The organism is Kordia sp. (genome assembly GCF_965283645.1).
Taxonomy (GTDB): domain Bacteria; phylum Bacteroidota; class Bacteroidia; order Flavobacteriales; family Flavobacteriaceae; genus Kordia.
Map to the genome: position 1 here is coordinate 3,738,313 of NZ_CBDIPG010000001.1, position 26,559 is coordinate 3,764,871.

The following is a 26,559-nucleotide window of genomic DNA, read 5'->3' on the forward strand; positions in this document are numbered from 1 at the left end:
ATAATTAATCTTTTATCCGTTATATTAGTAGGCTTTAAAAAATGTAACGGTATGAAAAAAAAAATAACAACCCTAGTTTGCTTTTTTCTAATGTGTTTTGTTGGATACAGTCAAATATTGACTTTTGAATTCAATGGATTAGTAGGAAATGAAGCTTCAGCAACATCCAACTCAAATGACGCTAACTTATCAAATTCAACCATAACAAGAGGAAGTGGACTAACAGCTTCTAACAACGGAAATAGATTTAATGCCACTTCTTGGGCATCAACAAGCATTGCAAATGCAATTTCTGGAAACGACTACATGGAATTTACCATAACACCAAATATAGGTTTTGAATTTAGTGTCACAACAATGGTTTTTAATGTACAACGTTCTAATACTGGACTTCGTGGAATTGCTTTGCGAAGCTCCATTGATAGCTATGCTGCAAATATTGATACAGAAATGGCTATTGCCGATAATACAAGTGTACAAACGATTACATTCACGGTAAATCAAACAGGAAATACGGCTGCTGTAACGTATAGAATATATGGTTGGGCAGAAGGTGGAGCTGGATCTGGAGGATTTGAAGGTACTGGAGATGATATTACTGTAAATGGTACAGTAGTTTCTTCATGTACTGACGCTATGAATTTTACCAACGTACAATTCCCAACAACATCACAAACCATTACTTTTGGTGATAATTTTACGGTTTTCGCTCAAGGATACGAACCTGGAGTTACCGAAGCGGCAGGCGCTGGAACAGGTGTAGAAGCTTGGATTGGGTACAATACTATAAACAATGACCCAAGTGTAGACGCAGGCTGGACTTGGATTCCTGCAACATTTAACGTGCAAGCTGGAAATAATGATGAATTCAGTGCCGAAATTGGCTCTGGTTTAGCAACAGGAACTCACTATTACGCAAGTCGTTTTAGACTCAACAATTGCCTATTTACCTATGGAGGTTCTGGAGGTGATTGGAATAACGATTCTATTCAACTTACCGTAAATCCAGATATTGCCGATTTTTGTAATGTAGATTTTCCAAAAACAGCTACAACAACAGAAGGCGACACATTTAATGTATATGCACATGTGTATGAACCAGGAATTACAGATGCCGCCGGACAAGGCGCTAATGTAGAAGCTTGGATTGGGTACAACACAACTGACAATGATCCAAGTGTTGGAGCTGGTTGGACATGGGTAGCTGCTACATACGATACAGATGTTGGAAACAATGATCAATATACAGCAGAAATTGGCTCTGCAAGAACACCAGGAACATATTACTATGCATCACGTTTTAGAATAAACGGTAGCGATTTTACCTATGGAGGAATCTTAGCAGACAACATGGGGAATTTTTGGGATGCTGTCACATACAATTCAGGGATCTTAACGGTGAATGCACCACCAACGGCAAATGTTGTCATTACTGAAATCATGTACAACTCTACTGGTACAGATGATGAATGGGTAGAAATATGTAATAACTCTGGAAGTACACAAAGTTTAAGTTTATACACATTAGATGCTAACGGCTCCACGTTATATACGTTTTCGGGAGGACAAACCATTGCTGATGGCACATGTATTACCATTGGTGTTGGAAGTAATGGAGATGGAAACTTCAATCCAGGATGTAATTTTACACCAGATTTTGGCTTGAATGGAAGCATAAACAACTCAAACAACTTAGCAAACACAACGCGAACCATTACGCTATTTGCTGCTGACGGAACAACGGTAGCTGATGCAGTAACCTACGATAATGGAGATGGCGCTGACGGAAACGGAAGTTCGCTACATGTGACAGATATTACAATGGATAACTCTGATACAGGAACCAACTGGCAAGAAGTTACCGATGGTGGTTCGCCAGGAACAAATTCGTTAGTATCACCTTGTGCAACTACAGAAGTAGCATTTGTAGCAACAAGCTCAACACTAGCTGAAGATGGTTTATTTATAGATGTCTGTGTAGCAATTACAAATCCAAGTGGTTCAACAGCAACCACCGTTGAAATTGCCCTCGATGGCGCAAGTACAGCAACCAACGGAACAGATTACGACGATGGCGCAGGAATACCTGCGGCGATCTCATTTCCAGTGACACTTACATTTCCTGCAGGATCGACAGCAAATCAATGTTTAACAATATTTATATCTAACGATGACGCGGTTGTAGAACCAAGTGAAACGGTGATTCTAAACTTACAAAATGTTGCAGGTGGAACAACAGCGGCTATCGGAACAAATACAACACATACACTTACCATTACGGATAATGATGGCGCTGGTTCTAGTGATATTATGATTACACAATATTACGAAGGTACAATGACCAACAAATGGATTGAAGTAAAAAATATAAGTGGTGCAATAATTCCAGCAAATACCTATTACATTGTTGTATTAAATAATGCAGATGCAGATACTCCAGCTACGGCAGATCCGTCAGATAGTGGTTCATTATCATTCAATAATAATGTGTTAATTTCAACAGACATGGCTATTGATGAAGTCAGAAGATACAAACACGATACAGCTGTATTGCCAGCATATGCTTCTCCTGGAGAAACTGGATATGACGGAAATCCTACCACCGAATTCCCATCAAGCGCAAGCTTATTTAATGGAGATGATTTGGTAATTATTACCACAACAGTTGATAGTAATTCATGGGCAAATAGAGTAGATGTAATTGGTGATGGAACTTCTTGGGGATTGAATAGAACTTTTGTAAGAAACTCGTGTGTATCATCAGGGCCATCTGTTATTTGGAGCCCAGGTGATTGGGTAGAGTTTACAAATTCTGAAGTAGAAAATGCAGTTGTAGGAACAAATCCATACTTAGGTGAACATGAAGAAGGAGTTACCTCTTGGAACGGTTCTGCATGGAGTAACGGAACGCCAGAAAGATCAAGAATAGTTTCCTTAGCGGGAAATTACAATGCAACAACAGATGGTGATTTAGTTGTTTGTTCGTTAACCGTTGATAGTGGCGTTACACTCACAATTCCAAGTGGAGCTTACATTGATATTGAGAATGATTTAACAGTAAATACAACCGGAATTGTAAATATAAACCATGAAGGTTCACTTATTATGGTTGAAGATGCTGGAAGCGTAACACTAAACGGTACAGGAATTATAAATGTAGAAAAAACAACAACGCCATACGAACAATACGATTATACCTATTGGTCGTCACCAGTTGCAAGTACAACCTTTGCGGCAGGATTAAGTAGTTGGCGACTAGATCGTGCGTATAGTTATATTGCGGCAAACTATGCAGATTTAGACAATGATGAAATTGATGATGATAATAACATTTGGAATCAAGAAACAAGCACAAATACAATGACTCCAGGAGTTGGATATGCAGTCATGGGACCAACTACAGGAGTTTTTCCAAGAACAGAATCTGTCATGTTTAGTGGAGCAGTTAATAATGGAGTCATAACAACACCAATTAGTTTAAGCGCAGATGCTACAGATACAGATGACGATTGGAATTTTGTTGGAAATCCATATCCATCAGCAATAAGTGCTGACGATTTTGTTGCGTTAAATACAAATATTACAGGAACACTATATTTTTGGACGCATGTAAACGATGTTTCTGTTGCAAATCCAGGGCCAAACACGTTCAACTACAGTACAGACGATTATGCAATGTACAATACTGTTGGTGGTATTGGTGGTTCAAGTTCTACAAGTGGAAGCTCAGCACCAACAGGATTTATAGCTTCTGGACAAGGTTTTTTCTTGCAAGCAATTACAGCAGGAACAGTTACGTTTAACAACAGTATGCGAAGCAACACCTACAGTAACAATGATTTTTTCAGACCTAATGACGCTGAAGACGATACCACTGTTGAAAAAGATAGAGTTTGGCTACAACTTACCAACAATGATGGTGTTTTTAGCGAACTATTAATTGGATTTTTTGACGATGCAACGCTTCAAAGAGACAGATTATACGATGGAATTCGTATCAAAGGAGTCAACTATGTAAGTTTCTATTCAAAAGACGCTACTGCAGAATACGGAATTCAAGGTCGTCCAACATTTACGGTTAATGATATTGTTCCGTTAGGATACGATTCGCAAATATTAGGAGATTTAACTATTGGTCTTGGTGATGTAGATGGCGTATTAAACACAACAAATATTTACCTAAAAGATTTAGACTTAAATATCATTCACGATTTAAAAATATCTGATTATACATTTACAACCACAGATGGAGTTTTTCAAGATAGATTTCAATTGCAATTCGTTGATGAATCTACGTTAAGTGTTGATGAGGTTTTAAATGAAGATGCAATAGCAGTATACGTAAATAACAACAACGAACTTGAGATAAAACAACGTACACGCTTAGAAATCAATAGTGTTACGATATACTCTATGATAGGCGCAAAAATTATTTCGATTAACGATATGAATCAAAAAATATCATTAAACGAACAAGCTTCTGGTGTGTATATTGTTGTAATTGATACTGAAAAAGGTACGTTGACAAAGAAAATTACACGATAATTATTCGGAAAGCGATAATTCTATAAAATTATAACCAGTTCCATTGCTCATTTTTTCTCCTTGAATTACTTCTATAGGTTTGTTAAAAAGTGGGCAATCAAGAACAACTGTATGGAATTCGCCATTTTCACCGCAAATATCAACGCCTTTAGCATCAAGTAAATCAATAGTTTCTTGATTGATGATTCTACCCAAAAAATCTTTCCCTAAATGGTCGTTGCATGACACAATCATGGCTACAATTCCAGCGTCAATCATTTCGGTAACTAATGTTCTCCGATCTTGTTGCCAAAGCGGTAAGTTGCAGTTAATGTTTGCGGCTTTGCACACACTTTCTTCCCAATCGCGGTGTGATTCAATATCAATATCTCCAAAAACGGCATCTGTCAATTTGTATTCATTTGTAAGTGTTTTTAGCTCATCAATAAACTTCTCGGTATAATCTGCCCAAGTTGCCGAAATAAAGTGAATAGAAGCATCTAAAGCGGTTGCTTGCGCATGTAGCAAGGCTTTGGAAAGTCCGTGCGATCGACTAATTTCACCATTTTCATTCAAAGCATTCAATAACACAATTGGTTTCTGTTGTAACTGCATCAACGCGTAACAAGAATCTTTTCCGCCAGACCAAGAACAAAGTAGTTTCATAAGCTATTTTTATCAACATAAATTCGAAACAAAAATAACAAGTCACAATTACTTTTCACGAAGTAAGATCGTGAATTTTATAAAAGATTTCATTTCTAAAATTAGTATGCCGCATAGTAAATTTCGTCCATAGAAATACCAAGAGAATATGGTAAGTGCAACGCTTTATGAATGGTGATTTCGTCACCTGAGTTAATTTTTTGATAGACATCTTCTGAAACTTGAACAGATCCGTATGTAGTTTTTAAATTTCGCTTATTATGTTTTCTTCCATTATTAGAAACTGTTGTAAAAAGCTTATCAATAACTTGTGTCGTAATGAGTTGTTTTCTTCCTTCATTAACCGATTTTCTATATTTTGTATGAAATGAATAGAGTTTATATAATTGGTAAATAAATACAATTGGTAACGGAAAAATGAAGATTAATAATGATCCTAAACCATTCAGTATTAGTCCGAAAATTGGAAATGCAATAATGGCAATAGTAAGTAAACGAGAACGTATTTTTTGCGAATAAAATTTTTGGAGTGTATTCTTGTCTTCTCTAATTAACGGCGCTTTTCTAATTTTTGAATCAGGATATTTCGTTTTTGTATGACTGACAATATGTTTTGGTTCAGCAACTACTTCTTCTACAACTTCATAATGCAGTACAACAGCAGATTTTGGCGCAACTTCAAAATAAATATGATCGCCAACACTTACATATGAATACATATCATATTCCACTTTGTGTTCCGTACCATCTATAGTAATAGAGTAATCTCGTTTGGTGCTAGTTCTTCTTCCAGATGATCGTCCAACACCAGATCCGCCAGATGTACTATGACGTATATTTAGTTTTTTATCTTCTACAATACCATCAATACAATTTTTAACTCCTGTATTAATATCTTGTATAATTGCCCAAGCCATATAGCCGATTATACCTGCAAAAAAAAGTCCAAAAAGCCCAAAAATTATAAGCGGTATATAGCCAAAACCATCACTGTTTGAAGTGAAGCCTTTTAGTATAAAAAAATAAATGAAACTAAGAATAGCGATTGCAAATATTGCAAATACTGCGACAAATCCTATTTTTTTTTGAAGCTTTTTTCGATCTTTTTGTGTTAATTGTTTTTGCATAATTTAAATATTTCCAAATTGCTTTCAATGTAAAAATAATAGTCATCACAAGAAAAAGCAATACGAAGAGTTGCGTATTTATGATAAGTTAACTATAAAAATACTTTTCTTGAATTTACAGAAACCTTTTTTCGTGAAATATTAGAAGTATATTTCGTAAAGTCTGATGAGCGTTTATACTTTTTACAAGTACTTTGTGCCAAACAGAAATACGGCTACTACTGAAGATGCATTGCAACAATCAAGTTATTTACACTTCAAACTAAAAAACTATCAGTACGCTGTAGTTTTAGTTGATCGAGAAGAATATAAGATCATCAAAGGATATGGAAATACGATAATAGAAGCAGTAAATGACTTGCATAGTATATTATTTTAGATTGAAAAAGAATGTAAAAAACGACCGAATTCGATCGTTTTTTTTATTAAACTGCTGTATAATTTCCAGGTGTAAATAAAAATGTTTTCATCAGTCGATTCCACATATTTATTTGGGTAATTGAAAGTGTAAGTATGCAGATTTCTTTCTTATCAAAAAATTGCAATAACGGATTGTACACTGAATCCGGAATTGGCGCTCGTTGTAATTTGGTCAATGTGTCTGCAAATGTCAGTACTGCTCGTTCCTTTTCAGTAAAATAAGGCGTTTCTTCCCAAACACACACAGAAGAAAGTCTAAGTTCGGTTTCTCCAGTTTTTTTCAACTCTTTATAATGCATATCTACACAATAAGCACAACCGTTTTCTTGAGAAACACGCAATTTAATTAAATCTAAAAGTTGATTGTCTAAAGAAGATTCTCTTATAAAAGCTTCTATTTTATGTAAATGTTCAAACATTCCTTTTGGAATATCTCCGTATGAAATTCGTTCCATAATTTTTCGTTTTAATTATTTATACAAAACTACATTGGAACTGTATTGAAACTACTTAAGGTATCTTAAGAAAGAAAATAAATTAGCTGTTTTTTCTAATTTCGCTTAAATATTCGGGTGTAATATCTAAATAGGAAGCAATCATATATTGTGGAACACGTTGTGTAAAATTTGGAATTTGATCGACAAGACCATTATAGCGTTCTTTGCTACTTTGTTTCATGTAAATCTCGTCTTTACGTTGTATAGCAATCAACATTCGTTCCGTAATCAATCGAAAAGCACGTTCCAATTTTGGAACTTTTTCATATAGCAATTCCAAATCATTTTTTGAAATACATAAAACAATCGTTTTTTCTAGGGCTTGAATTGTATTGTGTGATGGAATTTCATTTACAAAACTATCTAAATTTGTAATCCACCAATTTTCAATTCCGAAAATGCTAATATTTTCATTTCCGTTGCTATCTGTTTTAAAATAACGAACCAAACCTTCTACGATAAAAAAGCGATAGGTGCAAACCTGATATTGCTCAAGTAAGTATTCTTTCTTTTGAAATATTTTTTGTGAAAGTGAATTAAAAATCAAATCAATTTCTTCCGAATCAAACGTTGTATATCTATTTAAATAATCTGCTAATTGTGATTTCATAGATTGAGATTAAACAATAAAATTTCGAATAAAAGTAGCCAAAACGGTGACATCTACTTTCTCAATTGGATGTTTTACGTCTTCAATAATTTTTAAAGTTCCGTTTGGCAATAGTGAAGCGGTATGAGTTGATTCTTCAATCGTGACCATAGTGTCTATTGAACCAATTCCGATACATATTTTATGTTCAATTTGCCGTAAATCGTCATCGGTAAGTTTTTTGCCGTTTGCTAATGCGAGCATCATTGTAGCAGTTTTGTACATCACTTCTTTCCAGTCATTTGGTTGATGCAACTCGTGTAATCGATTGGCGAACACGGGTACTTTTTCTTCAATCTTCTCAGGATTTAGCATTTTAATTTCTTTTTCTGCGGAAGCCAATGTCCAATCGAACTTTGTGCCCAATGTTACAATTGTATCTACCAACTCAGGATATTTTTTAGCTAAGGTTAACGCGACATATCCGCCCATACTGTACCCAAAAATATGTGTATTGGAAATCCCTAGTGTTTGAAGTTTCTCCACCACATTCTCTGCAAATCGTTCCATATCAAACTCATGATCAGAAGTTCGCCCACCGTGACCTTCAAAATTTAAAGTATGTACATTAAAATCGTTTGCTAATAACGTTTGTAATGGTTTTAGCTGTACTTTGCTTCCCAAAGCGCCGTGGAGTAGCAGTAGGTTGGTGTGTTTCATGGTGTAATTGTGAGTGAATTTAATCCGATAAGTTTAAAAACTCTTTAAAAAAAGAACTTATTTTTTCCATTAATCATTCCGTTCTACTTCGCTTTCAAGCTTCAAAACGTTTGTGCCGTCTTCTTGTTGTATCAAAAGCGCTTTATCGTCATCAGAGCCATTTCGGGTAACTTCGGAACCTTTAATAGTTTTCGTCACAGATTTTGTATAGGTTTCTTCAACTTTTCCTTCGGCGTGTCCATTTCCCCATTTCCATTTGACTACTGTTCCTTTTCGTATCATAATTTAATTTTTTCTTAAAGATAAAAGAAAAAGAAATTTTATGAAAGTGAATTGGTAGCATTGAAGTGAATGCGTTACTTTTTGTTTTGATTGAGTTTGAAATCAAGACTGAAAGCTAATAGTTTCTTTTTGCCACGAATTCACGAATTATTTTTAGTTGGTTTGAAGCAATCAGTACGTAATTCACAAATTTCTGATAGCGGAACTTCTAACGCTTGACTTATTCTGAACAAAGTATAAATTGTAGCATTTGTTCTTCCTTTTTTTAATTCTTGACATATATGACATTAAATTAACCAGAGATATATACTTTCTTCTTGTCACTTCTTTTTTCAGAATAAAGTTTGCTAAATTCTGACAATGAAAATCCTACAATTAATGTTATTAGTGAAAATATTGCACTTAGCCAATTCATAAAAATTTATATTGAAGTTAATTTATAAATATAAGAAAAACACCACAATATCAAATGCCCATAAACAAAAAAAGCGACCAAATATTGGTCGCTTTTCATTAATTGTAAACTTCATCGTTTTTATCTTTAAAACGATATTCTAGATACGTGTAAGCATCTCTAGGTAATATTTTTACCCATTTTTTATGGTTCATAAACCACTTAAAACGGATGGATGGAAATCCTTTTGTGAGATACGCCGCAATAAAAGGATGCGTGTTTAACGTAACTCCGTTGAAGCCATCTTTCTTGGCTAAAATTCTTTCTAGATCAGTTGTAATTTTATCAACGAGAACTATCGGAGCCTCTACTTCGCTTCCGCCACCATTAGGGTTTACTTCTCTCGTTTTAATATTTACTTCTGGTCGTACTCTTTGTCGTGTAATTTGTACCAAACCAAATTTACTAGGAGGTAATATTTTATGTTTCGCTCTGTCGTCTTTCATTTCTGTCTTCAAATGATCAAACAAAGTTCTTCGGTGTTCTGCATTGGTCATATCTATAAAATCGATGACGATAATTCCTCCCATATCGCGCAATCGGAGTTGCCTTGCAATTTCTTTTGCGGCAATCATATTGACTTCTAATGCAGTGTCCTCTTGTGTTCGGGCTTTGTTAGAACGGTTACCACTATTCACATCAACTACATGTAATGCTTCGGTGTGTTCTATAACTAAATAAGCGCCTTTACTCATGGAAACTGTTTTTCCAAAAGAGGTTTTAATTTGTCGTTCTACTCCATGTTTTTCAAAGATTGGAACTTTTGACTGGTACAATTTGACGATAGACTCTTTTTTAGGTGCAATATTGTGCACATATTCTTTAATTTCGTAATAAAGATCTTCATCATCTATATGAATTCCTGTGAATGACTCGTTAAAGATATCTCTCAAAATAGAGGATGCTTTGTTCATTTCACTTAAAACTTTCGACGGATGTTCTGCTTTATACAACTTTTTGCACATTGTTGACCACTTTGTCAACAAATTTTGCAAGTCTTGGTCCAATTCAGCTACTTTTTTGCCTTCAGCTACTGTACGTACAATAACGCCAAAACCTTTCGGTTTGATACTAAGTACCAAACGTTTTAATCGGTCTTTTTCTTCCTTACTCTCTATTTTTTGTGATATGGATACACGTTCCGAAAAGGGAACAAGTACAATATATCGTCCAGCAATAGAAAGTTCAGAACTAATTCTAGGACCTTTGGTCGAAATTGGCTCCTTTACAATTTGAACAAGTAAGGATTGATTGGCTTTTATGGCATCCATGATGCTACCATTCTTATCTATATTTGGTTCAAAAGGAAAGTTTTTTAATGTATAATCTTTTAATTTACCTGTGCTTACACGTTTTATAAACTTTAACAAGGAAGGAAGTTGCGGTCCTAAATCATGATAATGTAAAAAGGCATCTTTTTCATAGCCAACATTTACAAAAGCTGCATTTAGTCCAGAAACGGGTTTTCTTATTTTAGCAAGAAATACGTCTCCAACTGCAAAATCATTATTGTCTTCTTCCTTATGTAATTCTATAAGTTTTCCATCCTTTAGCAAGGCAAAATCTACTTCAGAGGAATTGGATCTAATTATTAATTCTTTATTCACTCTGATAAAATTTTTATCCATACAAATTGTATAGATGGATTAAACAATTTTCAACAGGTATTGTTTCTACCCAATAAAATATACATACGACAATGTAAGCACAAGACAGAAGTGCTTACATTATTGGTATGCAATTTTTTTTCAAAGAACGTTTTGTTTTATATAAATTATAAAACAAAGAAAAATAGTTTGTTATAAACTACTTCTTTTTGTGACGATTAGCTCTTCTTCTCTTCTTACGCTTATGCGTAGCCACCTTGTGTCTTTTTCTTTTTTTACCACTTGGCATAATGCTCTATGTTTTTTAAATTAATAAATTATTTTTTTAATTACTTTACTTCAACGTTGCTCTTTACGCCTTCTACAAAAACTTTTGCAGGTTTAAATGCAGGAATGTTATGTGCAGGAATCTTGATTGTCGTATTTTTAGAGATGTTTCTTCCAGTTTTCTCCGCTCTAGTTTTGATGATAAAACTACCAAAACCTCTTAGGTAAACATTGTCTCCACTCTCTAAAGAATTCTTAACTTCTTCCATAAAAGTTTCTACAGTTGCCTGTACATCACCTTTTTCCATTCCTAATTTTTCTGAAATCTTTGCTACGATGTCCGCTTTCGTCATTTTAATATATTTTATTTATTTTTTATAAAAATTAAGGGTTGCAAATATATAATTAATTAGATAATATTTATATTCTAATTGATTAAAATTTAACCATATAAAGATATATTTTTGCGTATTATTTTTATTTGATGAACTTTTCCAAAGAAATTATACAGTGGTATTTCCAAAATAAGCGCGATTTGCCTTGGCGAAAAACCAAAGATCCATACCGCATTTGGCTCTCAGAAATTATGCTACAACAGACACGCGTAGCACAAGGATTGCCTTATTATGAGAAGTTTACAACCGCGTTTCCTACAGTATACGATTTGGCAAAAGCCGAAGAATCACACGTACTGAAACTTTGGCAAGGACTAGGCTATTACTCGCGTGCGCGCAATTTGCACTACACCGCTAAAGATATTGTAAATAATTATAACGGGCAGTTTCCTACTACATATAAAGAACTTTTGAAGCTAAAAGGTGTTGGCGATTATACCGCAAGTGCTATTGCTTCAATTTGCTTTGATGAAGTTGCTCCAGTAGTGGATGGAAATGTGTACAGAGTATTGGCACGATATTTTAATATTGATACTCCAATAAATAGTACAGAAGGCATAAAATTATTTAAAAAATTAGCGTTTGAAGTCGTAGATCATGACGATCCTGCTAATTTTAATCAAGCAATTATGGAATTTGGCGCCGTACAATGCAAGCCACAAAGTCCATATTGTATTATATGTCCGATAGCTTCAAGTTGCGCAGGTTTGCAAAATCAACGTGTCGGAATGTTGCCAGTCAAGCTGAAAAAAACAAAGATAAAAAACCGCTGGTTTAACTATTTGGTTGTTATTTCAAACCAACAACAAACACTTTTAGAAGAACGTAAAGGAAAAGGAATTTGGCAAGGATTGTATCAATTTCCACTGTTTGAAACGACAAAGGAAGTAACCAGTATAGAGGTGCATCAAGCTGAAATACAAGAAATTATCAATATAAAAGACTTCTCAATCACACAATTCAACAAAAAAGTAATTATACACAAACTATCGCATCAGCATTTACACACAACATTTTGGATACTAGAAACTAGTAATATGTTAGAAAAGGGAATACCTTTGGGCACTATTAGAAAATATCCAGTACCAATTCTAATTGGAAACTTCATTGAAGCCTTCAATTTTTAATGGTTTTTTAGTACATTTGATATTGTAAGTTGAACTAACTCCGTTGAAGAACGGAGTCTGTATTTTACGATAAATAAATTTAAAATTATGAGTGGAACACTAAATAAAGTAATGTTGATAGGGCACTTGGGTGATGAGGTAAAAATGCATTACTTTGAAGGTGGTGGTTGCATTGGTCGTTTTCCAATAGCAACTAATGATTCCTATACAAACAAACAAACAGGAGAACGCGTTGTAAATACAGATTGGCATAATATTGTTGTTCGAAATAAAGCCGCGGAAGTCTGTGAAAAATATTTGAGCAAAGGTGATAAAGTATATGTAGAAGGTCGTTTAAAAAACAGACAATGGCAAGGCGAAGATGGAAACACACGCTATTCTACTGAAGTGCAAGTAACCGATTTTACCTTTTTATCTACCAAGCAAGAATCGCAATCAAATGCCGCGAATGCTACAAATGCTTCAGGCAATACTGATACAACTACGAATCATCAAGCTGTACAACCAGCAAAACCACAACAGCAAGCGCCACAAGCAACACCTGTTGAAGAAGACGATGATCTACCATTTTAATCGAAGTTTAATAAACCATTGAAAGTTTGGATCCAGAACCCAGTATAATCATCTTTACAACAGCCTTTGACGGACTTGTTATTTTTAAGATTGTTTTTTTTGGTATCTTATTGTGTTGCTCTGCCTTAATTTCAGGAGCAGAAGTTGCACTATTTTCTTTGTCGCCAACGGAAGTCAACGAAGCTTCAGCATCTGATGCAGCACGATTGCGATTGGTTGCAAAACTACTTCGAAAACCTAAAAAATTATTAGCTACTATTTTAGTGGCGAATAACTTTATCAATATTACAACGGTTTTACTATTTGCTTCCTTAAGTGATGTTTTCTTTTCAGGAATTACCACAGAATGGATTCGATTGGTCATAGAAATTGGTGTAGTTACCTTTCTAATTTTACTCTTTGGAGAAATTCTTCCAAAAGTATATGCGAGCCGAAACAAACACAAATTTTCGGCAATGATGGCATATCCACTACTTGTTTTAGACAAATTGTTTTTACCTATTAGCGGACCGATGAGTTTTGTGTCTGGATTAATTCAGAAAAAACTAGGAAAACAACGGACCAATCTTTCTGTAGATCAATTATCACAGGCATTAGAATTGACTTCTGAAGATGAAACGACAAAAGAAGAACAGAAAATTTTACAAGGAATTGTATCTTTTGGAAATACAGATACCAAACAAGTAATGCAACCACGAATGGATGTGTTTGCACTGAAAGAAAGTATGTCGTTTGAAACAGTTTTAAGCGAAATTACTAAAAAAGGATATTCGCGAATTCCTATATATAAAGAAAGTTTAGATGAGATTTCAGGAATTTTATATGTAAAAGATTTAATTCCATTTATTGATGCAAAAAACTTTCAGTGGACAACACTTTTACGTGACGCCTATTTTGTTCCAGAAAATAAAAAACTAGATGATTTACTGCGTGAATTTCAAGAAAAGAAAATTCACTTAGCCATTGTGGTAGATGAATATGGAGGAACATCTGGGTTGATTTCGTTAGAAGATGTCATTGAAGAAATTGTTGGCGATATAAGTGATGAATTTGATGATGAAGACCTAATTTATTCTAAAATTGATGATAAAAATTATGTCTTTGAAGGAAAAACCAATTTAAAAGACTTTTACAAAGTAATAGGATTGATTGATCCTACTGAATTTGAATCGCACAAAGGAGAATCGGAAACCGTTGCAGGATTTGTATTAGAGATATTTAGAGGTTTTCCAAAAGTAAAGGATAAAATAAATTTCGGTAACTACACGTTTACTGTAGAAGTAATTGATAACAAACGATTAAAACAAGTAAAAGTAACACTCAAATAATGAAGCTAGTTAAGTGTATAAGTATCATTTCAGTGCTAAGTATTTTATTAATTTCTTGTGGAGGAGAAGTGTTGCCAAAGCCAAAAGCATTTCTAAGTTTAGAATATCCAGAAGCAAACTATGCAAAAGTGCAATCTGATTGTCCATATACGTTTGAAAAAAATCAAATTGCGACGATTATTCCCAAGAAAAATTGTTGGATTGATGTTGATTACCCTGCATTAAACGCAACATTACACTTATCATATATAGCAATTGATGGAAATTTAAATAAGTTGTTAGAAGATGTTCAAAAACTCACGTATGAACATGCTGTAAAGGCAGACGCTATTGAGCCAACTGTTTACGAAAATGCCAAACAAAATGTATATGGAATGGTGTATGAAGTAGAAGGAAATGTTGCTTCGCAAGCACAATTTTATGTAACTGATAGCACAAAACATTTCTTAACAGGTTCGTTATATTTCAACACAAAACCAAACTACGATTCTATCTATCCAGCGGTTGTGTATATTAAAAAAGACATTCGCACATTGATTGAATCGTTGGAGTGGGAAGAGTAGATAGAGTTGCTTAGCTGTTGATGTGAAATGACTTGTTAACACCTGTTTTAATAGAGTTCAATGCGTTTTAAAGCAAGAAAAATTTATCAAGAACTTCACCTTCTTTAGTAGCTGAAAAATATAGTTCACCCAAATCAAGAGCAAATAATTCAGGAATTAAGCCTAGTGGTTTTTGACCAAGATAGCAATTTTCTAAGGGTGAAAAATCATTATCGTTTCCAATACTTTCTTGAGCAAAGACAGTGTTTAGTGATAAAGCAAATGTCAATATCAGTAATTTAGTTGTTTTAATGCTTTCTTCCTCTTTGTAATTTTGTTGAATATTAGTTTGATAACTGGTAGTTAAACTATGCGTACTTATTTTATGATTTATTGTTTGGGTCTGAGATTCTCAATAACCTGAGCATCCACCCACATTCTATCATAAGGGGGTTTACAACGGGGGCAATAGGAAAGGTATTTCCCGTCTGGGGTTACGTATCCTCCACCGTCTTCGCCTTCTGTGTTTATCTTATCCCCGAAGTTAATGGCGGGACCCCATGTTCCATCTGGCTGTTTAAAACTGATATACATATCACCATCACCATATCCACCCTCTCTTTCACAATCCCAAATAATGTAAGATTCATCTGGAGCAATGAAAGGGTGAGCCTTCCATTTACCCGTGTTTATCTCTTTGCCAAAGGGTTTCGGTGCTTCACGCTTGCCGTTTACTAATCGTGAATATCGAAGAACACCAGTTCCATCTCTCGTGAATTCATCAAAAACCAAGGTTCCTTTTAAAGAAGCTGTAAGGCGCATAATGGGAATTGTATCAAACGGGGAACCAAGACTTTTTATTTTTGACCAACCAGTGTTGGTTCGTTCTATATATTTATCATTCGTGTACAAAGTATCACCACCCAGAGAATAAAAATCGTATTGCTTCCAAACCCGGTTTTCATTACGGAAGACGGTAACGGTGGGATCAAGGGGTGCATCACCAGCATAGGTGGTAAAGTAAAACTCTTTCATGCCTGGAGTAAACACGCCTCCTAGCTTCCAGCCTTCTTTGGTGATGATACCTCGTTCTAACGGTTCTGACTCTAAGCCAGGCGGCTTTTGTCCAAAATAAGTGTGTTCTTTAGTTGGCAAATCATTGGCTTTTGAGTCTTGATTTTTAGTATTGCAGGCATTTAGAAACAGGACTAATACAAGTATTAAAAATATAAAGTTGTAATTTTTCATTGTTTTTTTACTTAAATGTTCAATAAATGTATACTATATTCAATGTATTGATTCATTAATAGGATAAACACAATAATTAAATGACAAAACCATTTCGTCATTGATATCAGGCTTTTGTATAATAATTAGGGAGGTTTGCATGTATAGATACTATCTTTATTAGAATTTAATAAATGTGTTTATGATTAAAAAATCTTTGAAGCATACCATACTTCTTAACATAGGAGCCTTTTTATTGGTAATAATACTTGAAATATTGGGTGGGTGGTTATTTAAAGATAACTTTGATACTACGTATTCTTTTTACTTACACAATCTTAGTTATACAGCTATTATTATGGCTGTTATATGGGTAAATCATTTTATTTTCATTCCTTTTTTTTTAGATAAGAGACGCTATTTTTTATATGGAATACTGCTAATTGGGAGCATATTTCTTGGTTCTTATTTAAAGGCATACCCTAGCTGGATTGGTGTTTATAAAATATTCTTTTTTCTTATTTATACAACTGGAACAGGAATGGCTGCCTTTTTTTTAAGAAGAAATATAATCATACAAAGAGAAAATGCTGAGAAAGAAAAATTACAAAAAGAGATGGAGCTTAATTATTTAAAAGAGCAGGTGAATCCTCATTTTTTATTTAACTCATTAAATAGTATTTATGCCCTTTCCAGACAGCAATCACCCGAAACTCCAGATCTTGTCATGCAGCTCTCAGAGTTAATGCGATATCAACTAGAGAGTTCTAAAAAAGAGACCGTTTTATTAAAAGAAGAACTTGAGTTTATAGAAAATTATTTGTTACTTGAAGAAAAAAGATTGAGCAAGCGTTGTACTATTGAATTTTTAATAAGTGGAGATTTATTGAACTTAAGGATTGCTCCTATGCTACTTATTCCTTTTGTTGAAAATGCTGTAAAACATGGTGCGCAAAGCACTAATGAACTCAGTACAATTGATGTTTCCGTAGCTATAAAAAATACTACGCTTCATTTTGGTGTGCTCAACTCAAAGCCTTCGATGATTTCCACATCGAAAAGAGAAGGAATGGGTCTTGAAAATGTAAAAAGACGTTTAAACCTTTTATATCCTAATTCTCACATATTAGAAATTGAAGATACCAAAGAAGAATATCGTGTAAATTTATCTATTGATTTAACAGTTTCAATATTAAAAAAATAATTAATGATGAAAATTGGCATTGTAGATGATGAAATATTAGCACGCAAAGTGTTAGAAGAGTATTGTTCTAAAATTAACAACTTTGAACTAGTAGTAAGCACAGGAAATCCACTTGAATTTGTCAATTTCATGCAGCAAAATGAAGTTGATCTCATCTTTCTAGATATAGAAATGCCTGAACTTAGTGGGATGGAAATTTTGCGTTCTATGATAAAACCTCCTAAAGTTATTTTAACTACAGCGTATTCTGAGTATGCATTAGAAAGTTATAACTATGATGTTGTAGATTATTTATTAAAACCTATAAAAATTGAACGCTTTTTGAAAGCAATAAACAAAGTTTCAGCTTCAAAAATAACACAGACTAAAAAAAATATAGGAAATGAAGAACTTCAAATAAAACATGATGGAATGCCTGTTAATATTTCATTTAAATCAATTCTGTATATTCAGAGTTTTGGGAATTATTTAAAATTATTTACAGATTCAAGAATGTACCTAATCTCTGAAACACTTATTAATATTACAACATTATTATCTGAGAATTTCCAACGTACACATAAATCATACATTTCTAATTTGGATAGAGTTACAAAAGCAACCAAAACACATTTATTCATTGAAAATAATAAAGTTCCAATCAGTGCTATGTATAAGGTTCTTGTTTTTAAAAAACTGGAAGGTTTAGCTAAATGATAAGAGTCTTAACAAAAATAAAAGTCAGTTGTAATTTTAAGACGCAATTAATTACATACTAATCTAAAGGAGTGAAACTCTAAAAGAATTTAGTATCGAGAAGTGCTAGTTTTCTAAATCATTCTGTAAAATCACAAATTCGTTTTATAGCTATTCTCGATACATTTTTTTGTCAAAAAACATTCGAACGGACATCTATACTAAAACCAAAAAATCCCCAATCATTACAATTGAGGACTCTTTAACTAAAACTTAAACAATACTATTTAAACGCGTACTGCAGTCCAAACGTCAACGTTTCTTTAGTTCGTAATTGAATTCCGTTCATGTTTTGGAATAATGGCAATGCCGCTTCAAATCCGAAACGTAGATTTTTCAATGAACCTTTAAATGCGTACAAGTTGAAGCCAAGTCCTGCATTTGCATAGGTCATTCCAGAATTTTGTGTATCTGCCGTAATCACCATCATCGGGTTTAAAGCTGGATTTGCACCTTCAATTCGATCAATCGCGCCAAGCTCAACTCTTCCCGAAAAACTTAGCCATTTTGTAGCTGTAAAAGCTGTCCAATTATTCAAACTGTACCGATTTCCCAAACGATAGTCATTGTCATTTGTGCCAAAACGAAGCGTGGTACGTGCTTGTGTTCCAAAAGACCATTTGTTCCATTGTTTTAAATATGTCAACGCTAATTCTCCATCAAACGTTCCACTTCCAATTTGCATAGGATACGGTAAAATAACTTCGTTTGGCGCAGAAGCTGGTATTGCATCTTGTTCGTCAATACTTCCCGTCGGAATAGAAACTCCAACTTGCGCATGAAGCTGTTGTTTGTCCTTGTTAAAGAACTTGTATATGGCGGCAACTTTAGTATCTCCAAAACCTGAAGCTTCTGTTGTAAATGTTCCGCCCATTCGTGTTAGGTGATCCATTTCACTTGTGAGGTAGTTTGCCATTACCATCAACGTAATTTTATCACTTGGAGCGTACATTGCGCCCAACATGTGCATTTGCATTGGCATGCGTGTCGGTGTCACCATATATTGGGTTAAAGCGTCTGCAAAAGAAGTATTTTCGCTTCCGCGATTTACATCTTCCATGTTCATATACATGAAGCGGTAACTAAACATAATTTCGCCTTTTCCATGTGTATGATCGCCCATAACTGAAATTGGCGCGTGTCCGTCTGGTCTACTTCCTGACCATTTTGCAGTAGCATCTTCTGTTTCTTGCGCATACGAGAAAGTTGCTGCCATAAGGATGATGGCATATATATAATTTTTCATCTGTACTATTTTAAATAAAGTTGTAGCACATCGGTTTAATGTGTTAAAATGTGCAACAAATAATGTTTAATTTTAATTCATAAATACGTGCTTTTAAATCGTGTATAAACCATCTAAAAACTTAAAAATGTGTATGTTATAAATTGAAGGTTGGCGGATGAAAAACCAAATTCAGGTATGAGAAAGTGTAGTTGTTTGTGTATTGAAAGTTTGTTTTTACTAATGTGTCAGTTGTTTGAATACTTTCAAATAAAGTGAAAGCTATAATTCCAATAGGATAATCCTTCATAGCAATAGCCGGAAGATTTTTTTCCTTTTCAGAAGAAGCTTCTTCGAGTTGTTTTGCTAGGTAACATTTACCATTACATTCGAGTTCAGGTTTATCTTTATTAATACATAAAAACTCAGCAATGTAATCTTGATTGATCAAGTAGTTTGCTAAAGGCATTACAGGACGCAACATGGCAGTTACGTATAGTAAAATGAAGATATGTGCCCAAATAGTTTTCACGTGTTCTAAAATCGCTGTAAAATTAGCTGCGAAAGTTTATTTAATCAAATAAAAAATCATAAAAAAAAGTCATCAACTCTTGACAACTTTTTGTAAATCATGTAGTTTGTGTATGTTATGCTTTTTTAGCTTCGTCTGTCTTTGCACAACACGCCATTTTACAGTCAGCGGCACATGCTTTTTTAGTTTCACCCTTTTTCGCACAGCAGTCCATTTTGCAATCAGCTTTACATGTTTTTGCAAAAGCTTCTACATTTTTCATTTCAGATATTTTATAATCTCCAGGAACTTTTGCAACCGTACTTGTTAATGCATCAAAATCAACTTTAGCTTCATTGTATTCAACCATTGCTAATTTCTGCTCAAAGTCTACCGTTGCAGATTTTACACCTTCCATAGACGCTAATTTGCTTTCAATACGTTTTGCACAACCAATTGCACACGTCATTCCGTCAATTTTGAATTCAGCTTTGTTATAATTAGCAGCAATATCAGTTGAGTTTGCTTCTTTTTTTACAGTTTCAATTTGCGTGTCTACTGTGATAGTTTCGGGCGTGGTGTTGTTTTTACAACTAACAATGGCTACTGCCATTGCAAAAACGAATAATATATTTTTCATCATGTTTGCATTTAATAATCTACTGAAAAACTCAGCATAGTTTTGTCTTATATAATTATTACAAAATTACACAATTATGGTCAAATTATTCAAAATAATTGTCGGACTTTTGCGCTGTAATTTTGAATCATTTGTATGGATGCGTCTAAGTTGAAGTGGTTTTATCTTGTGCTGTTATCATTAATTTGGGGAAGTTCTTTCATTTTGATTGACAAAGCCATGAACGGATTGAGTTCTATTCAAGTTGGAGCTTTGCGCATTGTGATTACCGCTATATTTTTGTTTTCGGTTGGTTTGAATAAAGTGAAATTGATCAAGCGTTCACAATGGAAATGGATTTTTTGGACGGCAATGGCAGGTTCGTTGTTTCCTGTGTTTTTATTTGCTATTGCTCAAGAACAGTTGGATAGTTCGGTAGCAAGTATGTTGAACTCATTAACACCTTTAAATACTGTTGTTTTCGGTGTTTTGTTTTTTGGAGTTGTGGTTACTAAACGCCAAGTTTTAGGCGTATTAATTGGTCTTGTTGGAGCGTTAGTGTTGGTTTTTGCTGGAGCAGATTTTAACCCAAGTCAAAATTATTGGTTTAGTATTTTTGTGTTATTAGCTACTATCGGATATGGTTTGAATGTGAATATCATCAAAAAGTATTTGAACGATGTAAATGCGCTTGCTATTGTAACGGGAAACTTCGTTATTATTATTGTTCCTGGAATTTTAATTTTAGCATATACTGGGTTTTTTGCTGAAGTTATGGAGAGTAAAGAAATGCAGCTAGCTATGGGCTATATTACAATTTTATCACTTTTCGGAACTGCTATTGCAAAAGTAATTTATAGCAGATTGGTTCAAATTTCGAGTCCAGTTTTTGCTTCTTCGGTAACCTATACAATGCCAGTTGTTGCTATTTTTTGGGGATTATTATTTGGAGAGCGTTTAAGTGTGTATCAAGTATTAGGAGGAATTATTATTTTAACGGGCGTTTATTTAGTGAATAAACGCGTTAAAACAACAACTAAATAATTGTGTAAAAAAAAGACCCTAAGAAAATCTTAGAGTCTTTTTAAATATATTTTAAAAATTGATTTTATTCAAAATCTGCTTTTGTTAAAGGTGCATTCACCTTTACAGATATTGTTGCAAATTCAATTTTTTGTCCAGCCATAGGAACTACCATTTCGTAAGGAAATTTAATTCCATCTACTTCTCTGTAATCTCCGTATGTTGTTTCTTGAGCAACTTCTTGTCCACCTGGACCTTTAGCCGTTTCAGATTTTTTCACTTTTAAACCAGAAGCAACACTATAATAGTTTGTCACTTTTTTTCCAGCAGCATTTTCAACAACAACAACATATGCATCTTTTCCTTCTACAGATTCGATACCTGTTAATGTTAATTTGCTATCAGTATAGTTTAATTCAGGAAATAAACCTTTTCTTGATTTCATTTCAGCTAGCATTTCAGCAGGCATCTCACGTTTATTACCTTGTTGTGACATGTATCCTTTTTCACCATCAAACGCTTGTTTGAAAACAGATCCCATACCTACCATACTTACATCTGTCATCATCATGTTAGGTGATTTTTGCTTTAATGTTGTGATCATGCTCATTCCTTGGAAAGAAGCTTCCATTTCTTGAACAGTTGTTGTTACAGCCATTAACTTATCTTTTCCACCAACGGCTTTGATATAGTTGTCAATTACAGATTGGGCAGTAACTCCAGCAGGAATTGGCTTTTTAAATTCAGGCTTTTTAGTTGCTACTCCATATTGATCAAAATATTTTACAGGAATCTTTTTTCCATCAAATGTTAAGTTTTCTAATGCACCAACAACTTCAGCTCCTTTTCCAGTAACTACAATTTTAAGATTGTCTTTTAGGAAATATTTTTTAGCGGCTCTTAATACGTCTTCTTTTGTAACTGCTTCTATTCTTTCTAAATACGTTTCGTAGAAATCTTTTGGAAGCTCTTCCGTGATTATATTTAATGCATAATTAGCAATGGTAGAAGGGCGCTCAATTCCTGTTACGAATCTTCCAACATATTTAGCTTTTACATTTTTTAATTCTTCATCAGAAACCAATTCTGTAGAAATCTTTTTAATTTCTTTTAAAATTTCAATAACAGCACTATCCGTTACTGCATTACGTACACTTGCACTAGCTCTGAAACGAGAAGTTGTTTTTCTGTTGTTTCCAATACTTGAGTATGATCCGTATGTAAATTTTTTGTCTTCACGAAGATTGTTGAATAAACGTGCTTCTCCACCACCACCTAAGATGTTGTTTGCAATTAAAACGGGGAAGTAATCATCGTCTTTCATTGTTAAGTTTACAGTGTTTTGAATACTTAATTCCGACTGAACAGCATTTTCCATGTTAATGAAGTTTACTTCTGTTGCAGTTGGGTTTTTTGCAGTATCAAACTGATCAGCAACGATCGTTCCTTTTTCCCATCCTTTGAAAAGCTTCTTTACTAATTTTTTAGCATCTTTAGCTTTTACGTCTCCAATGATAATTAAGTAAGCATTGTTTGGCTTAAAATATGTCGCATAAAAATTCTTAACATCATCAAGTGTTACATTCTTTACGGATTCTTCCGTAATAAATTCACCAAATGGGTGATTTGCTCCGTATGCTAATACTGATTCTACTCTTCTAGCAATTGCTTTTACGTCTTTCTTTTCAGATTTTAAATTTTCTAAAATTTTAGTTCTTTCAGTATCTAAATCTTCTTGTGTGAAGTTTGGATTCAAAGCTGCATCAGCCATTAATTCCATAACTCTTGGAAAATATTTTGAAAGTGAATTCGCGAAAGCACTTTGTGAACCAAAATTTAAAGAAGCACCTAAATAATCTACTTCTTCATTAAAGTCATCTTTAGCCATGGTTGTAGAACCATTTCCTAATAATGTACTTACTAAGCTAGTAAGTCCTGCTTTTTTTCCTTCTACTATTAATGGATTGTCAATACGTAACGTTGCAGAAACACGTGGTAATTTATTGTTTTCAACAATTAGTACGGTTAATCCGTTTTTCAATGTAAACGTTTCTGGTTTTCCAATATTAATTTTTGGAGCTGGACCAGGTTTTGGTTGTTTAGATCGGTCTATTTGAGCTTGCATTGTTAGCGTTGCTAAAAACAATACAAGAAGTGAATATATTTTTGTTTTCATGGTCTATCTTATTTTTTTTCTTCTTCTGTTGTTTTTTCAGATGGTAAATACTCTAATAATAAACGTTGGTTTGTTTTTAGGTACTTATTTGCAATCTCTCTAATTTCTTCTCTAGTGATTGATCTGTAAATGTCAATTTCAGTATTGATTAAGTTTGTATCACCATACAATACATTGTATCTCGCTAAAGAGTTTGCAATTCCTTGTACACTTGAATTTGAGTTTACGAAGTTATTCTCAAATTTGTTTTGAAGTTTTTGATAATCTTTCTCAGAAATTAATTCAGTTTGAATCTTCTTGATTTCTTCATCCATTTCTCTTACTAAATCTTCCAAAGTGTTTTCTCCTAATGGAAGTGCAAATAAAGCATACGTTCCATAATCTTCTTGACTAATATTTACAGCCTGAACTGCTAAAGCCATTTTCTTATCTTCAACCAAACGCTTGTAAAGTTTTGAACTTTTCCCACTACTTAAATACGAAGAAATCATGTCTAAAACTCGTGCATCTCTTGTTTTGAATGATGAAGTTCTGTAGGCTGCAATAATTGCTGGAATTTGGATATTTTGGTCATACGCTTTTGCGCTGAATTCCTTAGTGATAGGATCTTCTTTTGGAAAGCTTCTTACGATATCTTTTCCTCTTGGAACTGCTCCAAAATAATCTTTAATCATTTTTTTAGTTTTAGCAGTATTGATATCACCTGCAACAACTAATGTAGCATTATTAGGAACGTAATACTTTTTATTAAAAGCCATAAACTCTTCTAAAGTAGCCGCATCTAAATGTTCCATTTTTCCAATGGTAGTTCCTTTATATGGATGTTTTTTAAACATGTGTTTCTTGATTTCTTCAAGAATGTGTCCATATGGTTGATTGTCTACACGTTGTCTTTTTTCTTCTTTAACAACTTCATTTTGTGTATCAACACCAACTTGATTAATTACAGGATGTAACATACGTTCAGATTCCATCCATAAACCTAATTCTAAGTTGTTTGAAGGAAAAACTTCGTAATAATACGTTCTGTCATCTGTCGTGTTTGCATTGTTGCTTCCTCCATTAGAAGAAACGATTTTGAACCATTGTCCGCGTTCTATATTTTTTGTTCCTTCAAAAAGAAGATGTTCGAAGAAATGGGCGAATCCCGTACGCTCTGGATTTTCGTCCTTAGCTCCTACGTGATACATAACTGCTGTTGTAACAACAGGAGCAGAATTGTCTTGGTGAAGAATTACATGTAGACCATTGTCTAAATCATATTCTTCAAACTTAACTTCTTGTGCATGGGAAATGAATCCGATAAGCAGTAAAGAAGCTATTGAAAATAATCTTTTTTTCATTGCGTTTAAACTTTTTTTTACTTGAGTTATCTTGTATGTGACGCAAGTTCTATAAAAATGTTACACCATACAAATAATAAAACAACTTTAAGTTTATTTTGACATGTCTGTGAATTTTTGTAAGTTATTGATAATAAAATAATTACTAATCTTAAAAAATGTTGAACTATGGAAAAGAAAGCATTAAAATATGGAGGCTATATTGCATTAGGATTGATCGCATATTTCTTAACAGTACGATTGCTAGGATTGCATGAAAATCCTTGGTTACGCCTGTTAAATGGTGTAATTGTAGCATTTGGAATATATAAAGTTATCAAAGATTTAAAAGCAGCGCAAGGTGTCAAATTCAATTATTTTGAAGGATTCAAAGCAGGAATTTTGTCGGGTTTTGTTGCAACATTAGCATTTACACTCTTTATGGCAATCTATATTTTTCACATTGATACCGCTTTCGCAGAAAAAATAATGGCAATGGGATTAGGTAGTTATGCTACAGAACCTGGTATTTTACTCTTCATAATATTGATAGAAGGATTTGCTTCTGCCGTTGTTCTAAGTCTGTTATTTATGCAAAAATTTAAGCCTAGTTGGAATATATCTTAGAAAGTATTGTAGAAGTGTTTGTAGATTAATTAATTAGATGTATATTTGCGTCCATTTTTTGGACAAAATTAATTAATAAACGATACGCTATGTATGCAATTGTAGAGATGGCAGGGCAGCAATTTAAAGTTGCGAAAGACCAAAAAGTATTTGTTCACCGTTTAGCAGTAGAAGAAGGAAAGAAAGTTACTTTCGACACTGTTCTATTATTAGATGACAACGGACAAATTACGATTGGCGCCCCAGCTATAAACGGAGCCGCAGTAGAGGCCAAAGTTTTAAAACACCTTAAAGGTGATAAAGTAATTGTTTTCAAGAAGAAAAGACGTAAAGGTTACCGTGTTAAGAATGGTCACCGTCAGTCTTTAACAGAAATTGTTATTGAAAACATTGTAGCTTCAGGAGCTAAGAAAGCAGCTCCAAAGAAAGAAGAAGCTAAAAAAGAAGTTGCTAAACCAGCGGCAAAGCCTGCAGCTAAGAAAGCAACATCTAAAGGAGATGATTTAAAAAAGGTTGAAGGAATTGGACCTAAAATTGCATCAACTTTAAATGAAGCTGGAATCACAACTTTTGCTGAATTAGCAAAAACGGATGCAGCTAAAATTTCTGAAATCATTGCTGATGTACGTGGTAATCACGTTACAGATACTTGGCCAGAGCAAGCACAATTAGCTGCTGATGGTAAGTGGGATGAATTAAAGAAATGGCAAGACGAATTAGATGGTGGTAAAGCGTAATTGCATTATTACTTAAGTATAACAAAATAAAACCT

General features: G+C 33.8%; 26 protein-coding genes. 11 read left to right on the plus strand and 15 right to left on the minus strand.

Annotated elements, in window-relative coordinates:
- Positions 1-51 precede the first annotated feature (51 nt).
- Positions 52-4,545, plus strand: coding sequence for a lamin tail domain-containing protein (locus ACQ654_RS16445; RefSeq protein WP_430411439.1), 4,494 nt, complete (start codon positions 52-54; stop codon positions 4,543-4,545).
- Here ACQ654_RS16445 and ACQ654_RS16450 read toward each other — a convergent pair whose 3' ends face one another.
- Both ACQ654_RS16450 and ACQ654_RS16455 read right to left on the minus strand, forming a co-directional pair.
- Complete coding sequence (locus tag ACQ654_RS16450; RefSeq protein ID WP_430411440.1) at positions 4,546-5,190, minus strand: diphthine--ammonia ligase; 645 nt, start codon at positions 5,188-5,190, stop codon at positions 4,546-4,548.
- Positions 5,191-5,291: 101 nt separating this feature from the next.
- Positions 5,292-6,317: a hypothetical protein gene (locus ACQ654_RS16455; RefSeq protein WP_430411441.1), complete on the minus strand. Its 1,026-nt coding sequence runs from the start codon at positions 6,315-6,317 to the stop codon at positions 5,292-5,294.
- 196 nt (positions 6,318-6,513) lie between these two features.
- Between ACQ654_RS16455 and ACQ654_RS16460 the strand changes: the two genes are divergently transcribed.
- On the plus strand, positions 6,514-6,696 hold the full coding sequence (locus ACQ654_RS16460; protein WP_430411442.1) for a hypothetical protein: 183 nt from the start codon (positions 6,514-6,516) through the stop codon (positions 6,694-6,696).
- 46 nt (positions 6,697-6,742) lie between these two features.
- Here the strand turns inward: ACQ654_RS16460 and ACQ654_RS16465 are convergent, their stop codons facing one another.
- The 6 genes from ACQ654_RS16465 to ACQ654_RS16490 form a co-directional block, all read right to left on the minus strand.
- Positions 6,743-7,192 carry a carboxymuconolactone decarboxylase family protein gene (locus ACQ654_RS16465; protein WP_430411443.1) on the minus strand — a complete coding sequence of 150 codons (450 nt, stop codon included), beginning with the start codon at positions 7,190-7,192 and terminating at the stop codon, positions 6,743-6,745.
- Between the two features lie 82 nt (positions 7,193-7,274).
- Positions 7,275-7,844 (minus strand): Crp/Fnr family transcriptional regulator, encoded by a 570-nt coding sequence (locus tag ACQ654_RS16470; RefSeq protein ID WP_430411444.1) that lies wholly within the window; start codon positions 7,842-7,844, stop codon positions 7,275-7,277.
- 9 nt (positions 7,845-7,853) lie between these two features.
- Positions 7,854-8,543: an alpha/beta fold hydrolase gene (locus ACQ654_RS16475; protein WP_430411445.1), complete on the minus strand. Its 690-nt coding sequence runs from the start codon at positions 8,541-8,543 to the stop codon at positions 7,854-7,856.
- Between the two features lie 69 nt (positions 8,544-8,612).
- On the minus strand, positions 8,613-8,825 hold the full coding sequence (locus ACQ654_RS16480) for a DUF2945 domain-containing protein (protein WP_430411446.1): 213 nt from the start codon (positions 8,823-8,825) through the stop codon (positions 8,613-8,615).
- Positions 8,826-9,338: 513 nt separating this feature from the next.
- Positions 9,339-10,886 carry an Rne/Rng family ribonuclease gene (locus ACQ654_RS16485; protein WP_430411447.1) on the minus strand — a complete coding sequence of 516 codons (1,548 nt, stop codon included), beginning with the start codon at positions 10,884-10,886 and terminating at the stop codon, positions 9,339-9,341.
- Positions 10,887-11,215: 329 nt separating this feature from the next.
- Positions 11,216-11,506 carry an HU family DNA-binding protein gene (locus tag ACQ654_RS16490; RefSeq protein WP_007095511.1) on the minus strand — a complete coding sequence of 97 codons (291 nt, stop codon included), beginning with the start codon at positions 11,504-11,506 and terminating at the stop codon, positions 11,216-11,218.
- A gap of 131 nt (positions 11,507-11,637) precedes the next feature.
- Here ACQ654_RS16490 and mutY point away from each other — a divergent pair, with 131 nt between their 5' ends.
- The 4 genes from mutY (at position 11,638) to gldD (ending at position 15,139) form a co-directional block, all read left to right on the plus strand.
- Complete coding sequence (gene mutY, locus ACQ654_RS16495; RefSeq protein WP_430411448.1) at positions 11,638-12,675, plus strand: A/G-specific adenine glycosylase; 1,038 nt, start codon at positions 11,638-11,640, stop codon at positions 12,673-12,675.
- 87 nt (positions 12,676-12,762) lie between these two features.
- Positions 12,763-13,248 carry a single-stranded DNA-binding protein gene (locus tag ACQ654_RS16500; protein ID WP_430411449.1) on the plus strand — a complete coding sequence of 162 codons (486 nt, stop codon included), beginning with the start codon at positions 12,763-12,765 and terminating at the stop codon, positions 13,246-13,248.
- 26 nt (positions 13,249-13,274) lie between these two features.
- On the plus strand, positions 13,275-14,576 hold the full coding sequence (locus ACQ654_RS16505) for a gliding motility-associated protein GldE (RefSeq protein WP_430411450.1): 1,302 nt from the start codon (positions 13,275-13,277) through the stop codon (positions 14,574-14,576).
- On the plus strand, positions 14,576-15,139 hold the full coding sequence (gene gldD, locus ACQ654_RS16510; RefSeq protein ID WP_430411451.1) for a gliding motility lipoprotein GldD: 564 nt from the start codon (positions 14,576-14,578) through the stop codon (positions 15,137-15,139). The genes ACQ654_RS16505 and gldD overlap by 1 nt, the downstream gene beginning before the upstream one ends.
- 67 nt (positions 15,140-15,206) lie before the next feature.
- On the opposite strand, the gene ACQ654_RS16515 is transcribed toward gldD, so the two are convergent.
- Positions 15,207-15,407 (minus strand): hypothetical protein, encoded by a 201-nt coding sequence (locus ACQ654_RS16515; protein WP_430411452.1) that lies wholly within the window; start codon positions 15,405-15,407, stop codon positions 15,207-15,209.
- Positions 15,408-15,508: 101 nt separating this feature from the next.
- Positions 15,509-16,366 (minus strand): hypothetical protein, encoded by an 858-nt coding sequence (locus ACQ654_RS16520; RefSeq protein ID WP_430411453.1) that lies wholly within the window; start codon positions 16,364-16,366, stop codon positions 15,509-15,511.
- Between the two features lie 181 nt (positions 16,367-16,547).
- On the opposite strand from ACQ654_RS16520, the gene ACQ654_RS16525 reads away from it, so the two are divergent.
- Entirely contained in the window at positions 16,548-17,549 is a 1,002-nt protein-coding gene (locus ACQ654_RS16525) for a sensor histidine kinase (protein ID WP_430411454.1), read from the plus strand.
- 3 nt (positions 17,550-17,552) lie between these two features.
- On the plus strand, positions 17,553-18,245 hold the full coding sequence (locus ACQ654_RS16530) for a LytR/AlgR family response regulator transcription factor (protein WP_430411455.1): 693 nt from the start codon (positions 17,553-17,555) through the stop codon (positions 18,243-18,245).
- A gap of 262 nt (positions 18,246-18,507) precedes the next feature.
- On the opposite strand, the gene ACQ654_RS16535 is transcribed toward ACQ654_RS16530, so the two are convergent.
- From ACQ654_RS16535 to ACQ654_RS16545, 3 genes are all read right to left on the minus strand, one after another.
- On the minus strand, positions 18,508-19,530 hold the full coding sequence (locus ACQ654_RS16535; protein ID WP_430411456.1) for a transporter: 1,023 nt from the start codon (positions 19,528-19,530) through the stop codon (positions 18,508-18,510).
- A 136-nt stretch (positions 19,531-19,666) separates the two neighbouring features.
- Positions 19,667-20,041: a hypothetical protein gene (locus ACQ654_RS16540; RefSeq protein WP_430411457.1), complete on the minus strand. Its 375-nt coding sequence runs from the start codon at positions 20,039-20,041 to the stop codon at positions 19,667-19,669.
- A 115-nt stretch (positions 20,042-20,156) separates the two neighbouring features.
- Positions 20,157-20,660 (minus strand): heavy-metal-associated domain-containing protein, encoded by a 504-nt coding sequence (locus tag ACQ654_RS16545; protein WP_430411458.1) that lies wholly within the window; start codon positions 20,658-20,660, stop codon positions 20,157-20,159.
- 135 nt (positions 20,661-20,795) lie between these two features.
- Between ACQ654_RS16545 and ACQ654_RS16550 the strand changes: the two genes are divergently transcribed.
- Positions 20,796-21,683: a DMT family transporter gene (locus ACQ654_RS16550; RefSeq protein WP_430411459.1), complete on the plus strand. Its 888-nt coding sequence runs from the start codon at positions 20,796-20,798 to the stop codon at positions 21,681-21,683.
- 64 nt (positions 21,684-21,747) lie between these two features.
- On the opposite strand, the gene ACQ654_RS16555 is transcribed toward ACQ654_RS16550, so the two are convergent.
- On the minus strand, positions 21,748-23,838 hold the full coding sequence (locus ACQ654_RS16555) for a M16 family metallopeptidase (RefSeq protein ID WP_430411460.1): 2,091 nt from the start codon (positions 23,836-23,838) through the stop codon (positions 21,748-21,750).
- An 8-nt stretch (positions 23,839-23,846) separates the two neighbouring features.
- Entirely contained in the window at positions 23,847-25,181 is a 1,335-nt protein-coding gene (locus ACQ654_RS16560) for a M16 family metallopeptidase (RefSeq protein ID WP_430411461.1), read from the minus strand.
- Positions 25,182-25,349: 168 nt separating this feature from the next.
- On the opposite strand from ACQ654_RS16560, the gene ACQ654_RS16565 reads away from it, so the two are divergent.
- Positions 25,350-25,787: a DUF4199 domain-containing protein gene (locus ACQ654_RS16565; RefSeq protein WP_430411462.1), complete on the plus strand. Its 438-nt coding sequence runs from the start codon at positions 25,350-25,352 to the stop codon at positions 25,785-25,787.
- 89 nt (positions 25,788-25,876) lie between these two features.
- Positions 25,877-26,524, plus strand: coding sequence for a 50S ribosomal protein L21 (gene rplU / locus ACQ654_RS16570; protein ID WP_430411463.1), 648 nt, complete (start codon positions 25,877-25,879; stop codon positions 26,522-26,524).
- Positions 26,525-26,559: the final 35 nt, after the last annotated feature.